Here is a 16267-nt window from a genome sequence, read left to right on the forward strand (position 1 = left end):
CTGATTTTTTAACGTTTTGCAATTGAAAGAGGACGAATCCGCTCAGCAAAAATAAAACTAACGATATTTAATACTTCCGGACAATTGGAATTCTCTCTACGAACAATTTCCGCATTCTCATAAATAGAGCCGCTACACTGAAAAATTTTTTTGTATGCGGATCGAACACGAGAAATTGTATTTTTACTTAAACCAAATCGTTTCATTCCTACAACATTAATGCCTCTAATATTTCCTGGATTTCCATTTAATATAGCATAAGGCACAACATCATAAGAAACAGCTGACAGTCCACCTATAAAAGCATGACGCCCAATACGTACAAACTGATGCACAGCAGAACCACCGCCAAAAACCACTCCATCTTCAACAACCACATGCCCCGCAAGCATTACGTTATTAGACATAACTATCCCATCTCCAAGTATACAGTCATGCGCAATATGCGAATTAGCTAAAATAAAATTATTATCACCTATGATAGTTTTTCCACCATGTTCAACCGTTCCTCTATTTATAGTCACGCCTTCACGGATCACACATTTTTTCCCGATAACTAACTCTGTTCCAACAAAACCATGGAATATACTTTGCGTGTCTCCACCTATGACCGCCATGGAAAAAATTTTTGTAAAATCCCCCACTTTAGTTTTCCCAGTTATAACAGAATGTGACAATAACTCGACACCAGAGCCTATTTCAACTTCTGGACCTACTCTGCAAAATGGACCTATAACACTATCTGGTCCAATAACAGCACCTTCCTCTACTAGAGCCATCGGATGGATAAAAGATTTACTGCTAACGCGACTCATTTTTGCCTTTTTTCTCACGCATAATAATCGCACAAATATCCGCTTCAGAAACAACACAATTTTCTACTTTTGCCTGACAACGAAACTTCCAAATATCAGAACGATTCCGTAATTTATGGACATGGAACTCTAAACGATCTCCAGGAACAACTGGCTTACGAAATCGAGCTTTGTCAATAGACATCAGATATGCTGGCTCATGCTTATCAAAACCATTGTGAATGGCACAAACAGCGCCTGCTGTTTGTGCCATACCCTCAAGAATGAGAACACCAGGCATAACAGGCATTCCAGGAAAATGACCCATAAAATGAGGTTCATTAAACGTAACATTTTTAATGCCGATCGCAGATTCATCTCCTTTAATATCAATTATTCGATCCACAAGTAAAAAAGGATACCTGTGAGGCAAAAACTTCATCAATTCGATAATATCTATTGCACCTAACTGCGCAAACTTATTAACCATTTTTTTTCTTTACCTTATCATCAGAATACTTACTAGGTTTACTTAACATAATCATATGACGAAGATAATCCCTTATAGGACGCGCTGGGATACCACCATACTTCTGTCCTGCTGGAATATTCTTATGAACGCCGCTTTTAGCTGCAATCTGCACATTATCACCTATATTAATATGACCAGCAATGCCACATTGTCCTGCTATCAAAACATTATCCCCAATATAAGTAGAACCAGCGATACCAACCTGGCTAATAATAATACATCCAACACCTATATGAACATTATGCCCAATTTGCACTTGATTATCAATCTTCGTATTTTCTCCAATGACAGTATCATCCATTGTACCACGATCAATCGCACTATTAGCACCAATTTCAACTTTATCCTGAATAATCACACGTCCAATATGAACTATCTTATGTATAGTTGACATATCACGAGCATATCCAAAGCCATCATTCCCAATTCTTACACCCGAATGTACAATGACATTGTTCCCAATTAACGAAGAATAAATACTGGAACCTGCGCCAATACTACAATCACGCCCAATTCTAACCCCTTTCCCTATAACAGATCCTGGGCCCACATACGTTCCACGTCCAATTTCAACACCAGAATCTATAAACGCCATTGGTTCAATGACAACCCCTTCTTCAAGATTAACATCTTTTGCAACAAAAGCTTTAGGACTTATTCCTCCCACAATATCAGAAGACGATCCCATTCGCATCGCTTGAGGATATAAAATAGATCCTGCAATTGCAAAAGAAACTTCGGGCTTGTCCGACAACAAACATGGTATATGCTTTGGAATATATGGCATAATATCTACACTACAAATTATTGCAGATGCTTTACATTCCTCAACATCACTAAGAAATTTACGTGAGAAAATACAAGAAACATCTCCTTGCGATGCACGCATAACAGGGGAAAGCGAAAAAACCAATCTTTTACCAAAATCCCCATCTGAAAGAGACGCACCTATACTTTCCGCTAATTTCATGAGGGATATACCCTTATGGGATGAAAAAAAACTCAACCTTTGCACTTAAAACATCCCTTTTGTTCCAAATAATAGATATATCTATCTTGCGGCATTCCCGATATAAAAACCTATACGCATACTCTTATCATACGATTTTTTGCGTAGTGGTATACCATAATAAACACCTGCTGTTACATACGAAAGATCCCAACTTATTCCTATTCCAGTAGAAATACGCAAAAAACCCTCACTGCCCTCTAAATTACCACCAACTGTACGCCAAGGAAAATTATTTCCGTAAAGATTAGCCGAATCAACAAAAAAAGAACCACGTAAACCAATCGAAGGAGGAATGAAAGGCATAGGAAAACTAATCGCCGCACTCGCAGATAAAGAAATCTTACCCCCAATAGCATCTCCATCTACACGCGGACCTATACCCTTATCTGCAAATCCCCTTAAATCATCTGTATCTATCGAAAATTGGTCAAAAATTTGTAAATATTTATTGGTAGGAATAATATATCCATATCCCAATTTCAAAGAACCAATAATATCCAAATTATCTGAAAGAAGATGAAATAACGAACTTTTAAATCCTATCCGATGATATCTAGAATCCCCTCCAAAGCCCCCATAATCATAAGAGGACACCATCATCAAACCTTCACGTGGCATGATCTGATTATCTAACGTACTATATACAAAATGTTGAGATATAGCGTGCGTTATGAATTTTTTACCATTTATTAATGATTTGTATACGCTAGAGACTTCTTTTCCTGGAGCGCTCTGATATTGCAACGATCTATAACTATAGCTAGAGGTTGCCGATATAGTTTCAGTGATAGGAAGCGTAACATGTGCAGAATGCAGTTGTTTATCTACGTTTCCAAAAGACTCCGTAAGCTTTGATTGACCAAGATCAAAACCAGCCGCTATACGACTCCCCAAGAAATACGGATTTTCAAAGCTATAAGCCTTATTGGTTAAAGATAACGCAATACTCTGCTTATAACCACGCCCAAACAAGTTGTTGTCAGAAAAAAAAACTTCTAAATCAGAGGAATTTTTGTTTGAGCCATAATTAAGAGATATACCTATGGAAGTAGAATCCAATTGCTTTACATGAATCTTCAAAACCACACGATCAGGCACATCTGTTGGCAATTGAAAAACATTCACCTCAGAAAAAAAACCTGTATTCTTGATACGACGCTTAGCACGCTCAATCATCATTGCGTTAATAGGATCACCTTCACTAAAACCAAGCTCACGACGAATTACAAAATCATGCGATACGTCGTTTCCTTCGATTTCTATACGCGCTATATACACAGGGGAATCTTGATCAATAAGGTATTCAACATCTACAATACCTTTCGCAACATCCCGATTAATCCGCGAATCCATGCGCACAAATGATTTGCCGATAGACAAAAAATACTTTGAAATATTGTTAATCGTTTTTTCAATCCATTGAGGATTATATACAGCACCAGATTTAGCTTGAATCAACCTAAGTAATTTCTCATCCTTGGCTTCTTCCAAAGAAGATCGAATAGTAACATTCCCAACCCTGTAAATTTCACCTTCATCAATCTTAAAAATCAAGTCATATAAATTCTTTTTGTTGTCCAATATAGCTTGAGAAGAAACTTTAATCCCCGCATATCCTCTATTGTAATAAAACTGACGAATAGCATTCTCATCGAATCTCAACTTATCTTCATTATAAATATCTACCCCACCAGATGAAAAATAACCTGATTTTTTCATAGAAATAATTCGCTCTAATCTAGTATTAGAATAAGCCTTATTCCCTACAAAACTAATTGTATTGATCTTTGTTTTAACGCCTTCTTGAATGGTGTAAACAAGGGAAACCATTGTCGGAGAAACTACATTAGCTTGCACATCTACCGAAACATTCAAATAACCTATAGAAGCATAGGCTTGTTTGATTCTAACCACATCAGAACTGACGATACCCTTATCATACGCAGTAGTAGGACGAGATCGTACCAACCTCTCTAAATAAGTGTTTTTTACGTTATTGTTCCCAATAAAAACAAGCCCATTTATAATTTTATTTTCCACCAAATCTATAAAAAGTGTAGAATCTATAACCTTAATTTTTACATCAGAAAAATATCCCGTAGAATAAATTAGCTTTACAGAATCATCTAAATCGTTATCAGAAAAATATTTTCCTACTACTATAGGAATGCGGGAAAGAACAAGCTTTCTACCGATATCTGTAGCACCCTGAACCTCAATTTTACTGACAGAAAATGCGTTGGCACCATGAACCGCAGAAACACTAATAATAGAACAAAAAAGAAGGAAAAATCCCATTCGGAGATATATTGGAAAATATTGTTTCAACTGCTCTTTACCCCCATACGAGTCCTTTTTGTCTTTGCCCACTTACCCACTCCTAAATCCGAATAAATATATTCCTTTATCCAATGCCATCTTTATGTATATGAGAAAACTAAAAATTAATAATAATTTACATTACTTTATTAGCCCATAAATGTCATTGCGTATACCTAGCATAAACAACACTAAAATTATACATATTCCAATCCCGGTAATAACTCTTGCAACAGCAACCTCGAGAGGTTTCCTTCTTATCATTTCAAGAATAAAAATCACTACATTCCCGCCATCCAAAATCGGGATAGGCAATAAATTCATGAAACCCGCCATCCAAGAAAAAAAAGATATAAATCCAATATAAGAATCAAACCCCTGATCAGAAAAGTCTTTCGCAGCCTTTGCAATACCTATTGGCCCAGATATTTGATATTTTATATCTCGAGAAAAAATATTAGACAAGACACTAAGAGTCCTTTGCGTTATCAAACCCATCTCTTTTAATCCCCTCAAAAAAGACTGTGAAACCGTCCTATATTGCAATCGCGTCTTATCATAATTGAACGAAATTCCAATTGATGGAATTCGCCGTTTTACACCAAAACGATCAACAAAATCAAGAAAAGAAGGCACTACTTTCAACTTTAATATACCGACATATTCGCGATGGACCCCGACAACTATTTCCTTCGAAACATTTTCCCTTATATAAGGCGCAATATCATCAAACGTTGAGACAGGCATTTCATCAAGCGATACTATCCGATCTCCAGCTTTGACGCCAGAAATAGCCGCAGGACTATTAGGATATACATCAAATATAACTGACTCTATCATTCCAGTTTTATAGAAAAAAAATGTACTTATTAAAATAGCCATAATGCAATTTGCAAATGGACCGGCTAATATAATCAGAATCTTTTTCCACGATGCAGCACACACAAAAGAACGGACATCCTGATCATCCTCTGAAAAACGGACATATCCCCCTAAAGGAACAGCAGAAACCTTCCAACGCGTACCAGAACGACTCGTAAATCCAATAAGTTCAGCTCCAAATCCTATAGAAAAAGAAATCACCCTCACATTACACAAGCGTGCTACAATATAATGTCCAAATTCATGTATAAAAACGATTATAAAAATAGAACCAAAGTATAATAGTAAATAATCCAATAAAAACATCATATACCCCTCTATATTTAATCAAATAAACCGTCTGATTGCATCAATATACTTAAAAATATTATTAAAAAAATCCTATATATCCCTTACTATCTCCTAAAAAAGAGATCACAGATATAGTCAAACAAGAAAAAATCAACCCGTCAAATCTATCCATCACACCACCATGCCCCGGGAACAACCATCCCGATTGCTTAACGCCAAAACACCTCTTAACATAGGATTCAAACAGATCACCCAATTGACAAGATATAGAGATCATCATAGAAAGAACCCACGCTGACTGGAGGGAATTTGAATAAAACCAAGACAATAGAGCTACGCCGATACCAACACCAAAAAACAATCCCCCTAAAGATCCCGACCAAGTTTTTCCAGGAGAAATATTTGGAGCTATTTTAGCTCCACCTATAGAACGACCAACAAAGTATGCAAAAACATCCGTACTCCATACAACAGAAAAAATAAAAAAAACTATAACAAAGCCCTCAAAACCATCCCCACGAAGAGAAGCAAGCGCAATTGGCGGCAATCCAGAGTAAACGATTCCTAAAGAATGCCAAAAACCTCTACTCTTCACCCTAGAAATAATCCAATCTACGAAAGAATATAAAATCAATAAGCAAGCAGCTAATTTAAAAAAACCAATGATTATCATATAGAAAACAAAAGAAAAAACGATAAACCTCATGATTTTTTCGCCTAAACTTAAAAACGATGAATTGGTGATATGTAGCCATTCATAGTAAATGCACAGACCTATCATTATCATGCACAGACGAAACCATATGCCGCCTATCCAAGCTATTAAGATCAAGCTGCACGCCATCAAAAATCCGGTAATAATCCTCAATCTCAGCTCTTGTGACATTCAAATAACATCCATCTCTTTTTTAGATAAACCACCAAACCGCCTGTCACGGAGAGCATATTGGTCTACCGCATATAAAAATAATTCTCGGGAAAAATCAGGCCAATACTCTGGTATAAAAACAAATTCTGAATAAGCTGCCTGCCAAAGCAAAAAGTCAGACAAACGCTTCTCGCCACCTGTGCGAATAATAAGATCTGGATCAGGAATATCTGATGTATCTAAATATCTAGCAATCAAAGAACTGCTCATATCATGCGAACATAAAAAGCCAGATTCTATATCCTTTAAAATACCTTTGAAAGCCCGAGAAATCTCATCACGCGAACTATAATTAAAAGCAATAAATAATTTCAATCCTGTATTAAATTGCGTTTTTTCTTCAATTTCTTTTAATAAAAGCAAAATATCATCATCTAAGCTTAAACGATTTCCAATAACACGAACTTTCACATTGTTTTTTTTCAAAACATCAAATCCTTTATTAATAAAGGAATTAATTAATTTTACAATTTGCGTAATCTCAGAATTAGGTCTACGCCAATTATCAATCGAAAAAGCAAAGATGGTAAGATTCTTTACACCTATTTCAGTGGCAACAACAACTATCTCACTGAATACCTCTATGCCTTTGCGATGCCCAGCATAACGCGGAAGACCTCGTTCACGTGCCCAACGCCCATTACCATCCATAATAATGGCAATATGATCGGGAACTAATAAAAACGTCATAACATCGCTACCAAAAAAATCCAGAATATTTCAAAAAATATCAAAAACGCATAATCTCCTTCTTTTTTTCCTCAAAAAAAGAATCAATATCTTTTATCGTCGCGTCTGTCATCTTTTGAACATCATTTTCTAAACTTTCAGCAATGTCCTCACTTATTTTGCCGGATTTCTTAGATTTTTTTAAATAATCCATACCATCACGACGAATGTTGCGAACTGAAATTTTGCTTTTTTCAGCATAATTATGAGCAACTTTAACAAGCGCAAGACGTCTCTCTTCAGTGGTTTCAGGGACAGGTATTCGTAATACCTGACCTTCAACAATAGGATTAAAGCCAAGATTAGAATCATGAATACCACGCTCTACAGATGAAACCATTGAGCTGTCCCAAACAGAAACTGCAAGCGTACGAGGATCTAATACAGTAACGTTGGCTACCTGGTTTAACGGGACACGTGAGCCATAAGAATCAACCTTTACTAGATCAAGCATAGAGGTAGAAACCCTTCCCGTACGCAAAGTCATCATATCCTTTTTTAAAAAAGAGATAGCATCATTCATACGATCTTTGATGCTTTTTAAATCAATAGCTTGATTCATAAATCATTCCTACCTTTCATACAAACCACTTAATTCTATGAGAAATTATTCTCCAGATATAATAGTTCTACGCCCCAATCCCGACAATACCTCCAGCATTCCTCCTGGACAATGTATAGAAAAAACAATGATAGGAATAGCGCCATCACGTGCCAAAACGATAGAAGCAAAATCCATCACCCTTAATCCTTTTTCGAGAATCTGACTGTACGTCAAACTATCATATCGTGTAGAAGATGAATCTTTCTTGGGATCGGCAGAATATACGCCATCCACTTGCGTTCCTTTTAAAATTACGTCAGCCCCTATCTCACTTGCTCGTAATGCTGCCGCCGAATCAGTCGTCAAAAAAGCGTTGCCAGTTCCCCCGGAAAATATAACAACACGGCCCTGAGAAAGATACGAAACAGCATTGCGACACGAAAATACTTCGCAAACCTGAGGCATAAATATAGAGGATAAAATTGCAGTAGGCACGTTTATTTTACGCAAAGCGACATCTAATACCAAAGCATTAATAACCGTGGACAGCATACCTATAGAATCGGCGGTAGAGCGTTCACTTGGCTGATAATTTTCCGCAATAATTTTACTGCCCCTGAATATATTTCCCCCACCTACAACGACTCCGATCTCAACACCTCTTGCATGCACTTCAGCTATATCCGCACATATCCGATCAACAGAATCCATATCAATTCCAAACCCTGAATCACCAGCAAGAGCTTCGCCTGAAACTTTTAAAAGGATACGTTTATAGGGTAAATCAGACAATTATTTCTCTCTAATCAAAATCTTTAAATGACAAAAATACAACGGAAAATCATATCTTCCACAAAACATTCCTTAATCAAAACCTAAGGATAATATCAACTCCTAGAATCTTCTTCTATTTCACCTCCCACAACAAAATGCAACATACCAATAATTTCAATTGGAGCATCAACTAATTTTTCAGATTCTTTCAAAAAATCAGATATAGTCTTAGAAGGCTCAACAACAAAGTCTTGATGCAAAAGAACGCATTCTTTAAAAAACTTTTGCATCTTTCCATCTACTACCTTTTCAACAACATTCCCCGATTTCCCAGAATTAAAAGTTTCCGTCATATAATAAGCGCGTTTATTTGCAACAATAGAAGAATCAAGCATTTGAACGGAAATCACTGATGGAGAAGCAAGCGCTATATGCAACGCAATCTGCTCTCCAATAGCGGAAAGCTTTTTTTTGTCTTTAGCAGAAGATTGCAGAGCTACAAGTACACCGATTGTCCCCAATCCTTTAGAGGGAGAGGAATGGATATAAGAAGACACCACTCCTTCCGAAACTGAAAGGAGGCCCGAGCGATTTAACTTGATACATTCTCCAGTAATCGCTATGTAATGTTTAATCTGATCTTCTACGATAATTCCAGTACTATCAAATGGCGCTGCAAGAATATTTTTCAAAGTTCCATCTGTAGAAACAGCGACCTTGACGATATTAGAAACAAGACCTTGAAAATCAGCATTATTCGCTAAACTATCAGTTTCGACATTAACCTCTACAATAGCAGCTTTCTCGTAACCATCATGAGTAATTCCTATCAACCCTTCTAAAGTAGTCCTGCCTAATTTTTTATTCGCAGCAAGAGACCCTTTAGTACGCAAAATATCAATTGCCAATTCACTGTCACCCTTAGCTTCAGCAAGAGCGTTCTTACAGTCCATAATACCGGCGCCGGTTTTCTCACGCAAATTTTTTACTGCAACAGCAGATATTGTACCCATTAAAAAAACCTTCCCTATATATAACTATAAACATCAATCCACTGATTCAGAAACAACGCCCTGCTCTTTATCATTAGAAGTTGAATCTGCAGAAGGAGCAACTTCACCTTCCAAATTTGCAGAAGGAGCAACTTCACCTTCCAAATTTTTCGAATCTTCCTCTAAACTCTTTACATCATTATCTAAGGGTTTCGTATCCCCACCCATATAACTATGTTGTCGCGCAATACCATCAATAGCAGCAGATGCAACAAGATCACAAAACAATGCAATGGATCGAGCAGAATCATCATTTCCCGGTATGATATAGTCTATCAAATCGGGATTACAATTGCTATCAACTACAGCTACTATAGGTATACGCAAACGACGTGCTTCTTCAATGGCAAGCTTTTCTCGATTAGTATCTATAATAAACATTAAATCAGGCAATCCGCCCATATCACGAATACCATCCAAAGCTCTTTTAAGCTTGTCGCGTCTACGCTCAATATTTAACCGTTCTTTTTTTGTGAAGTCTTGGTTTTCTTTACTAAGAAGCTCATCAAGATCTCGTAACTTCTGAATAGATTGAGAGACAGTCTTCCAATTGGTCATCATGCCACCTAGCCATTTAGAATTCACACAATACTGAGCCGAACGCTTGGCAGCTTCCATTACAACATTAGATGCTTGTGGTTTCGTTGCCACAAAAAGAATACGACCTCCTCGTGCAACAGTATCAGAAACAACCTGCAACGCCTTATGGAGCATAGGAACTGTCTGAGAAAGATCTATAATATGAGTATTACTACGTTCACAAAAAATATAAGGTTTCATCTTCGGATTCCATAAAAACTTCCGATGACCAAATTGAACCCCGCTCTCTAAAAGCTGCTGCATAGTAAAATTTGGAATAGCCATAACTTAAAAAAATCCTTTTATAATCCGGTTTGTCCTCCGCAAAACGTGAATCACAATGCTAAAGCACTATGCCACCGGAAAAGTCATCAACCAAGTAAAGCTGACAACTCCGTATCTTTGCGTGCGAAATATTTAAATACCTTATGGAGATACACTCGACTCAACATAAAATCAAGCTAATCCCCTAGACATTGTGCTAAATTACTTAAAAATTATTTTCTTTTCCTTGAAAACATATCTATGAATAGATATTCAAAACCATAAAAGAATCTTATCACCTATTTGCAGGAACCAAATAAACTGTTATAATGCACAGTATTTGTTTTTTGAATTAAGTTCAATCCCATTACAATTCACAAATTTTGCTAAAATATTATGATCAATCTAACTAAAATCACTGACTAAACAATAGGGAGAACATACTCATGGTAGAAAAATCTTCTCCTCAATATGACGATCAAAACATATTTATAAAAATCATACGCGGAGAAATAAATGCATGTCGTGTTTACGAGGACGATGCGTTGATTGCTCTAATGGATATTATGCCGCATAGCCCAGGACATGTTTTGGTTATCCCAAAATGTCGTGCAAGAGATATTTTTGAGGTTCCTCCAGAAGTGCTTTCCCAGATAATACTTGTTGTCAAAAAAATTGCTAAAGCTTGCAAGAACGCTTTTCAAGCAGATGGAATTCAAATCATGCAATTTAATGGTACTTCCGCGGGACAAACAATACCTCATTTGCATTTTCATGTCATCCCTTGCAAAAGCGGGGACAATACCCTTCACACCAATATCCATCCCACACAAAAAACAGAAACTTTGGAAAATTTAGATTTTAATGCACAAAAAATTCGAAAAGAACTGCACGTATCTGAAGAAAAATCATCCTTGAAAAAATAGTATAGGTGCGCCATAAAAATTCTCTACTCTAAGGCTTTGAATCTTTCTTATTTAAAGTATTAGGCTACTTCTTGACTCAAGGAATACATTCCATGAATGCAATCACTGTTACCACCCTAGAAAAAATCATTGATTCCCACTTTAACAGATTTGATTCTAAAAATAGCTCATTTTCAAAAGAAGTAAAAGACGCCGTTCAATCTACTTTAAATCTTTTAGATAATGGTTCGATACGCGTTGCATCATGTGATAGCGATGGTCGCTGGATCACACATAAATGGATAAAAAAAGCTATCTTATTATCATTTCAAATTAATCCCACGCAAATTATTTCAGGCGGGAATGGACACTCGATATGGTGGGATAAAATACCTGCAAAATTTGCAAAGTGGACAAAAAAAGATTTTGAAAAACATAATCTCCGCACCATTCCTGGAGCAATAATTCGTCACTCTGCATACATAGCCCCCAGAACCGTTTTAATGCCATCTTTTGTTAACATTGGCGCTTATATTGATGAAGGAACAATGGTTGATACTTGGTCAACCATTGGATCGTGCGCTCAAATCGGGAAAAATGTCCATATTTCTGGAGGAGTAGGCATTGGTGGCGTACTTGAGCCAATACAAACAGGACCAACAATCATAGAAGACAATTGTTTTATTGGAGCGCGCTCTGAAATAGTGGAAGGGTGTATAATCCGAGAAGGTTCTGTGCTCGGGATGGGTGTGTTCATTGGAAAATCTACTAAAATCATAGATCGCAGTACCGGAACAATTACTTATGGCGAAGTACCCCCATATTCTGTTGTCGTTCCTGGTAGCTATCCTGGAAAGGATTTAAAAAATAACACTGTAGCACCAAATCTTTATTGTGCGGTTATTATTAAAAAAGTAGATGAAAAGACGAGATCCAAAACAAGTATCAATACATTATTACGTGATTATTCATAATTTTAAAGGATGCCTAATAAATGACTCATGATTATCTAATAAATCTCATAAAATTAATAAACTGCCCTTCAATCACCCCGCAAGATGGAGGAGCAATGTCCATGCTTGCTGATACTTTAAAACCTCTTGGCTTTTCCATCAAACAACAAATTTTTCAAGAAGAAAATACACCCGACGTTAAGAATATTTATGCTCGTTTTGGTGTAAAAAAACCCCATTTAATGTTTGCTGGACACGTTGATGTCGTTCCTCCTGGGAATCTTGATGAATGGATGTATCCACCATTTTCAGCTACCGTTGCAGAAGGAAGAATATATGGACGCGGAGCTGTTGATATGAAGGGAAGCATTGCTTGTTTTATAGCCGCCGTTTCTAGATTTATTCCAAAACATACAAATTTCGGATCTATTTCCCTTCTAATTACCGGAGACGAAGAAGGCCCTGCAATAAATGGAACAAAAAAGATGCTTTCATGGGCAAAAAAAAACGGAGAACAATGGGATGCATGCATAGTAGGAGAGCCAACCTGTAGCCATATCCTCGGAGATACAATAAAAATAGGACGCAGAGGCAGTCTCTCCGGTGAAATCATAATCCATGGAACACAAGGACATGTAGCTTATCCACACCTAGCAAACAATCCAATAAAAGGACTTATCCCATTACTGCATCAATTAACAACCATAGAATTTGACACCGGTAATACTGATTTTCCTTCAACAAATCTAGAAATAACGACAGTAGACGTAGGAAATCCTGCAAAAAACATTATCCCAGCAAAAGTAAAAATCTCTTTTAACATACGCTTTAACAATCTATGGAACGAACAAACCTTAAAAAAAGAAATAGAATCTCGACTAACAAAAAGCTTACAAAATATGCCAAAATTATCTTATAACCTACACTTTTCATCACCTGTAAGCCCTGTTTTTTTAACAGATAACAAGACACTAACCTCTTTGTTAAGCGAAAGTATCCATCGTGTAACTGGGGGAACACCCCAATTATCTACAACTGGAGGAACGTCTGATGCCCGCTTTATCAAAGATCACTGCCCAGTTATAGAGTTTGGACTTGTAGGAAAAACAATTCACGCAGTGAATGAAAACGTACTTCTCAAAGACCTTGAAGATTTAACTTGCATATATGAGGATTTTCTTCACAATTGGTTCATAAGCTCATCCCTATCAATCGAATAAAGCCACAAACCTCAATCACATAAAAATAATGTTAATAAATAAGCCAGTTTATCAAACAAGACTGTGTTGTGATGGATTTTAGGACATCCCTTATCAAGTATGAATTTTTAGAGAAAAAAAGCAGATCTTTTAGCGAGAATATTAAAAACCTAAGAAATGGCAAAGAAGAAAAACCACACAGAAGTATCAATTTTGCCAATCATCACCGCGACCTAGTGTTGGGAAGATGAAAGAAAACGTAAACGTGATGTCATCTCTTAATAGAATAAGATCAAAAGAGTCAAAAGGCAGAGTCTATACAAATCATCAATTCTCTAATTTTTTTTGAAAACAAGGCTAGCTTAAAAAGTATTTCTTCCATCCAAAAAATAGAAGGTTCTCACTACTAAAGAATAAATTTAATATTTCAAAGACTATTAAATATATTTCTAGAGGTCTGATATGCGTCCCAAAAGCATGGAATAATACTAGTTTCACCAATAGAATGCAAGTGTCGACAAACAAGAACATGGCTAACCAGTAGAAAGTCCTAATGCATGGATTGAATTTGAGGAGTGAGAAAATGGTCCAAGAAAAACCTATTAATCCTAACAAAGGACGTATCAGTATCCGTGATACCGCCCGTATAGCCAAAGAAAACAATATTAGAATTGAGATTGAACGGGATGGAACTATCTATCGGTTTGAGCCTTTAAGTAAAAGGAAAAATCCACCCGCAGAAGAAGATAATAGTAATCCTTTAGGACTCCCGAAGCGTAATGTATAAGAAAAAACTTCTACCATATGTAGTCAAACAATATACTCGGCATGGAAAGTTGGTTTTCTATTTCAGGAAAAACGGAGCTGCTCGCATCTGTCTACCTTATCCTAGAACCTAACTTCATGCCCGCTTACTTATCCGCTCTATCAGGAATACCGATAGAGCAAGGATACATTAAACCACAGAAAAAAGAGCCTCAGACCCTTAGATGGTTTATATCTCAATATCGTAAAAGCGCTCATTGGGCGAGTTTAACACTCAATTCCAGGAAGCGATTGGACCTTTATTTTGATCAAATTATTAAAAAATCAGGGGATTTTTATTATAAAAAACTAACTTCAAAGCACATTTTGTAGACCGTAAAGATACACCAGCGAGTGCTGTCCAGTTCCTTGCTTCCATGAGGGCTTTTTCAAATGGGCATGCAAACAAGAATACCTTGAAATCAATCCATGCAGCGGGATAGAAAATCCAAGATACAAAAGCGATGGTTTTAAGGCATGGACAAAAGAAGAATCCTTCCAATTCAAAAGGTTTGGATCACAATCCCGCCTTGCTTTTGAATTTCTAATTTTTTCTGGATTAAGATGTTCGAATGCATGCAGAGCTGGATACCAACACCTTAAAGGCAATATCTGTTCTATCCAAACTCAAAAAGTAGAGACAACAGTCACAATTGAACTACCCGATAGCTTCATGAAAATTCTTGAAATAACACCAACAGGTAGAGAAACCTTCATCCTCAAGAGAGAGAAAGAAAAGATGAATGCTTTTCAATTCAGCCTTTGGTTGAAAGAAAAAGATAAAAAGGCAGGAATTAAGAAATCTGCTCATGGCGTCAGAAAACTTTCCGCTACACTTTTCAAGCTGAAGCGAGAGCTACAACTCACGAGCTCATGGCCGGATATGGTTGGAAAACTGTATCTCAAGCAGAGATATATACTAAAGGAGCAGACAGAGTACGATTGGGAATTAAAAATTCTCGCCTTATAGCCTCTAAAATTGGATACTAAATTCCGAACAATCTTATAGATGATAAGAAAAAAGGAGAAATGTAAAAAATAGTATTTTTTACTTATATTATATATTTGTTAATCAAAAAATATTTTTCTATTTTTATAAATTATAAAAAAATAGAATCCATAATTTCGAAAATATTTTTCACTATCACACGAATATAGTGCTAGCCATAAATACTATTACTTTTAGAAAAATACAGCTAAAAAAATCATATTTTCAAGATAAGTACAACCTGATCCCAAAACCATATTTTACACTTCCGAAAGGCAAAACTATCGTTTCTTACGTCCACGTCCAAGGCCCATATTTTTAGCAAGTTTAGAACGAGTATTGGCATATTCCCGAGAAACCATAGGATAATCACTAGCCAAATTCCATTTAATACGATATTCCTCAGGGGTCATATTATGATGCGTCATAAGATGACGTTTCAAAGATTTAAACTTCATACCATCTTCAAGACAATATAAAAGTCCATTTTCTATAGATTTGCGTATTGGTACTGCAGGCTTAAGCCTTTCTGTCGGCAAATTATCCTGGCCAGGATTATGAGAAATTAAGTTCCTAAGTACAGTATGTACATCTGCAACAAGAGATCCGATATCACCCATCGGAACAACATGATTACCTACATACGCAGCAACTATATTAACAGTCATTTCTAGAATCTTCTCAGAACCATCAAAAGTAGCGTCATCATCCATATATT

The 16267-nt window shown here is 36.5% G+C and carries 18 protein-coding genes; 5 read left to right on the top strand and 13 right to left on the bottom strand.

All coding sequences use genetic code 11. The annotated features are described in order from the left end of the window. Nucleotides 1-8: 8 nt before the first annotated feature. The 11 genes from lpxA to rpsB form a co-directional block, all read right to left on the bottom strand. Nucleotides 9-815 carry an acyl-ACP--UDP-N-acetylglucosamine O-acyltransferase gene (lpxA, locus tag CKC_RS01130; RefSeq protein ID WP_013461643.1) on the bottom strand — a complete coding sequence of 269 codons (807 nt, stop codon included), beginning with the start codon at nucleotides 813-815 and terminating at the stop codon, nucleotides 9-11. Next, the gene (gene fabZ, locus CKC_RS01135; RefSeq protein ID WP_013461644.1) at nucleotides 802-1284 is read right to left on the bottom strand and encodes a 3-hydroxyacyl-ACP dehydratase FabZ; all 483 of its coding nucleotides are present in this window, start codon (nucleotides 1282-1284) and stop codon (nucleotides 802-804) included. Before fabZ ends, lpxA begins: the two co-directional genes overlap by 14 nt. Next, nucleotides 1277-2341: a UDP-3-O-(3-hydroxymyristoyl)glucosamine N-acyltransferase gene (gene lpxD, locus CKC_RS01140; RefSeq protein ID WP_044054054.1), complete on the bottom strand. Its 1065-nt coding sequence runs from the start codon at nucleotides 2339-2341 to the stop codon at nucleotides 1277-1279. Before lpxD ends, fabZ begins: the two co-directional genes overlap by 8 nt. 36 nt (nucleotides 2342-2377) lie before the next feature. Beyond that, nucleotides 2378-4708: an outer membrane protein assembly factor BamA gene (gene bamA, locus CKC_RS01145; protein ID WP_013461646.1), complete on the bottom strand. Its 2331-nt coding sequence runs from the start codon at nucleotides 4706-4708 to the stop codon at nucleotides 2378-2380. Between the two features lie 90 nt (nucleotides 4709-4798). Continuing rightward, nucleotides 4799-5848, bottom strand: coding sequence for a M50 family metallopeptidase (locus tag CKC_RS01150; protein WP_244391967.1), 1050 nt, complete (start codon nucleotides 5846-5848; stop codon nucleotides 4799-4801). Between the two features lie 61 nt (nucleotides 5849-5909). Continuing rightward, on the bottom strand, nucleotides 5910-6716 hold the full coding sequence (locus tag CKC_RS01155) for a phosphatidate cytidylyltransferase (protein ID WP_013461648.1): 807 nt from the start codon (nucleotides 6714-6716) through the stop codon (nucleotides 5910-5912). After that, nucleotides 6717-7448, bottom strand: coding sequence for a polyprenyl diphosphate synthase (uppS, locus tag CKC_RS01160; RefSeq protein WP_013461649.1), 732 nt, complete (start codon nucleotides 7446-7448; stop codon nucleotides 6717-6719). 40 nt (nucleotides 7449-7488) lie between these two features. After that, nucleotides 7489-8049: a ribosome recycling factor gene (frr, locus tag CKC_RS01165; protein ID WP_013461650.1), complete on the bottom strand. Its 561-nt coding sequence runs from the start codon at nucleotides 8047-8049 to the stop codon at nucleotides 7489-7491. Between the two features lie 45 nt (nucleotides 8050-8094). After that, nucleotides 8095-8823, bottom strand: coding sequence for a UMP kinase (pyrH, locus tag CKC_RS01170; protein ID WP_013461651.1), 729 nt, complete (start codon nucleotides 8821-8823; stop codon nucleotides 8095-8097). Between the two features lie 95 nt (nucleotides 8824-8918). Further along, a complete protein-coding gene (gene tsf, locus CKC_RS01175) occupies nucleotides 8919-9818 on the bottom strand; it encodes a translation elongation factor Ts (RefSeq protein WP_013461652.1) in 900 nt (299 codons plus the stop codon). 33 nt (nucleotides 9819-9851) lie between these two features. After that, the gene (gene rpsB, locus CKC_RS01180) at nucleotides 9852-10721 is read right to left on the bottom strand and encodes a 30S ribosomal protein S2 (RefSeq protein WP_013461653.1); all 870 of its coding nucleotides are present in this window, start codon (nucleotides 10719-10721) and stop codon (nucleotides 9852-9854) included. Nucleotides 10722-11146: 425 nt separating this feature from the next. Here rpsB and CKC_RS01185 point away from each other — a divergent pair, with 425 nt between their 5' ends. From CKC_RS01185 to CKC_RS01200, 4 genes are all read left to right on the top strand, one after another. Further along, nucleotides 11147-11626 carry an HIT family protein gene (locus CKC_RS01185; RefSeq protein ID WP_013461654.1) on the top strand — a complete coding sequence of 160 codons (480 nt, stop codon included), beginning with the start codon at nucleotides 11147-11149 and terminating at the stop codon, nucleotides 11624-11626. A 92-nt stretch (nucleotides 11627-11718) separates the two neighbouring features. Continuing rightward, nucleotides 11719-12579, top strand: coding sequence for a 2,3,4,5-tetrahydropyridine-2,6-dicarboxylate N-succinyltransferase (dapD, locus tag CKC_RS01190; RefSeq protein WP_013461655.1), 861 nt, complete (start codon nucleotides 11719-11721; stop codon nucleotides 12577-12579). 20 nt (nucleotides 12580-12599) lie between these two features. Then, entirely contained in the window at nucleotides 12600-13778 is a 1179-nt protein-coding gene (dapE, locus tag CKC_RS01195; protein WP_044054056.1) for a succinyl-diaminopimelate desuccinylase, read from the top strand. Nucleotides 13779-14340: 562 nt separating this feature from the next. Beyond that, nucleotides 14341-14544, top strand: a complete 204-nt coding sequence (locus tag CKC_RS01200) for a hypothetical protein (protein WP_013461657.1) — start codon at nucleotides 14341-14343, stop codon at nucleotides 14542-14544. Nucleotides 14545-14876: 332 nt separating this feature from the next. Here the strand turns inward: CKC_RS01200 and CKC_RS06245 are convergent, their stop codons facing one another. Continuing rightward, the gene (locus CKC_RS06245) at nucleotides 14877-15170 is read right to left on the bottom strand and encodes a hypothetical protein (RefSeq protein WP_013461659.1); all 294 of its coding nucleotides are present in this window, start codon (nucleotides 15168-15170) and stop codon (nucleotides 14877-14879) included. Between CKC_RS06245 and CKC_RS06250 the strand changes: the two genes are divergently transcribed. Then, nucleotides 15109-15531: a site-specific integrase gene (locus CKC_RS06250; RefSeq protein ID WP_338028865.1), complete on the top strand. Its 423-nt coding sequence runs from the start codon at nucleotides 15109-15111 to the stop codon at nucleotides 15529-15531. The genes CKC_RS06245 and CKC_RS06250 overlap by 62 nt on opposite strands. Before the next feature lie 299 nt (nucleotides 15532-15830). On the opposite strand, the gene CKC_RS01210 is transcribed toward CKC_RS06250, so the two are convergent. Continuing rightward, complete coding sequence (locus tag CKC_RS01210; protein ID WP_013461662.1) at nucleotides 15831-16262, bottom strand: MucR family transcriptional regulator; 432 nt, start codon at nucleotides 16260-16262, stop codon at nucleotides 15831-15833. Nucleotides 16263-16267 lie beyond the last annotated feature (5 nt).

This window comes from Candidatus Liberibacter solanacearum CLso-ZC1, from assembly GCF_000183665.1.
GTDB lineage: Bacteria > Pseudomonadota > Alphaproteobacteria > Rhizobiales > Rhizobiaceae > Liberibacter > Liberibacter solanacearum.

Bases quoted from the DNA above. Each gene is read 5' to 3' on its own strand.
- lpxA (WP_013461643.1), bottom strand. From the start codon at position 815: ATGAGTCGCGTTAGCAGTAAATCTTTTATCCATCCGATGGCTCTAGTA.
- fabZ (WP_013461644.1), bottom strand. From the start codon at position 1,284: ATGGTTAATAAGTTTGCGCAGTTAGGTGCAATAGATATTATCGAATTG.
- CKC_RS01150 (WP_244391967.1), bottom strand. From the start codon at position 5,848: ATGATGTTTTTATTGGATTATTTACTATTATACTTTGGTTCTATTTTT.
- CKC_RS01155 (WP_013461648.1), bottom strand. From the start codon at position 6,716: ATGTCACAAGAGCTGAGATTGAGGATTATTACCGGATTTTTGATGGCG.
- uppS (WP_013461649.1), bottom strand. From the start codon at position 7,448: ATGACGTTTTTATTAGTTCCCGATCATATTGCCATTATTATGGATGGT.
- frr (WP_013461650.1), bottom strand. From the start codon at position 8,049: ATGAATCAAGCTATTGATTTAAAAAGCATCAAAGATCGTATGAATGAT.
- tsf (WP_013461652.1), bottom strand. From the start codon at position 9,818: ATGGGTACAATATCTGCTGTTGCAGTAAAAAATTTGCGTGAGAAAACC.
- rpsB (WP_013461653.1), bottom strand. From the start codon at position 10,721: ATGGCTATTCCAAATTTTACTATGCAGCAGCTTTTAGAGAGCGGGGTT.
- CKC_RS01185 (WP_013461654.1), top strand. From the start codon at position 11,147: ATGGTAGAAAAATCTTCTCCTCAATATGACGATCAAAACATATTTATA.
- dapD (WP_013461655.1), top strand. From the start codon at position 11,719: ATGAATGCAATCACTGTTACCACCCTAGAAAAAATCATTGATTCCCAC.
- dapE (WP_044054056.1), top strand. From the start codon at position 12,600: ATGACTCATGATTATCTAATAAATCTCATAAAATTAATAAACTGCCCT.
- CKC_RS01200 (WP_013461657.1), top strand. From the start codon at position 14,341: ATGGTCCAAGAAAAACCTATTAATCCTAACAAAGGACGTATCAGTATC.
- CKC_RS01210 (WP_013461662.1), bottom strand. From the start codon at position 16,262: ATGGATGATGACGCTACTTTTGATGGTTCTGAGAAGATTCTAGAAATG.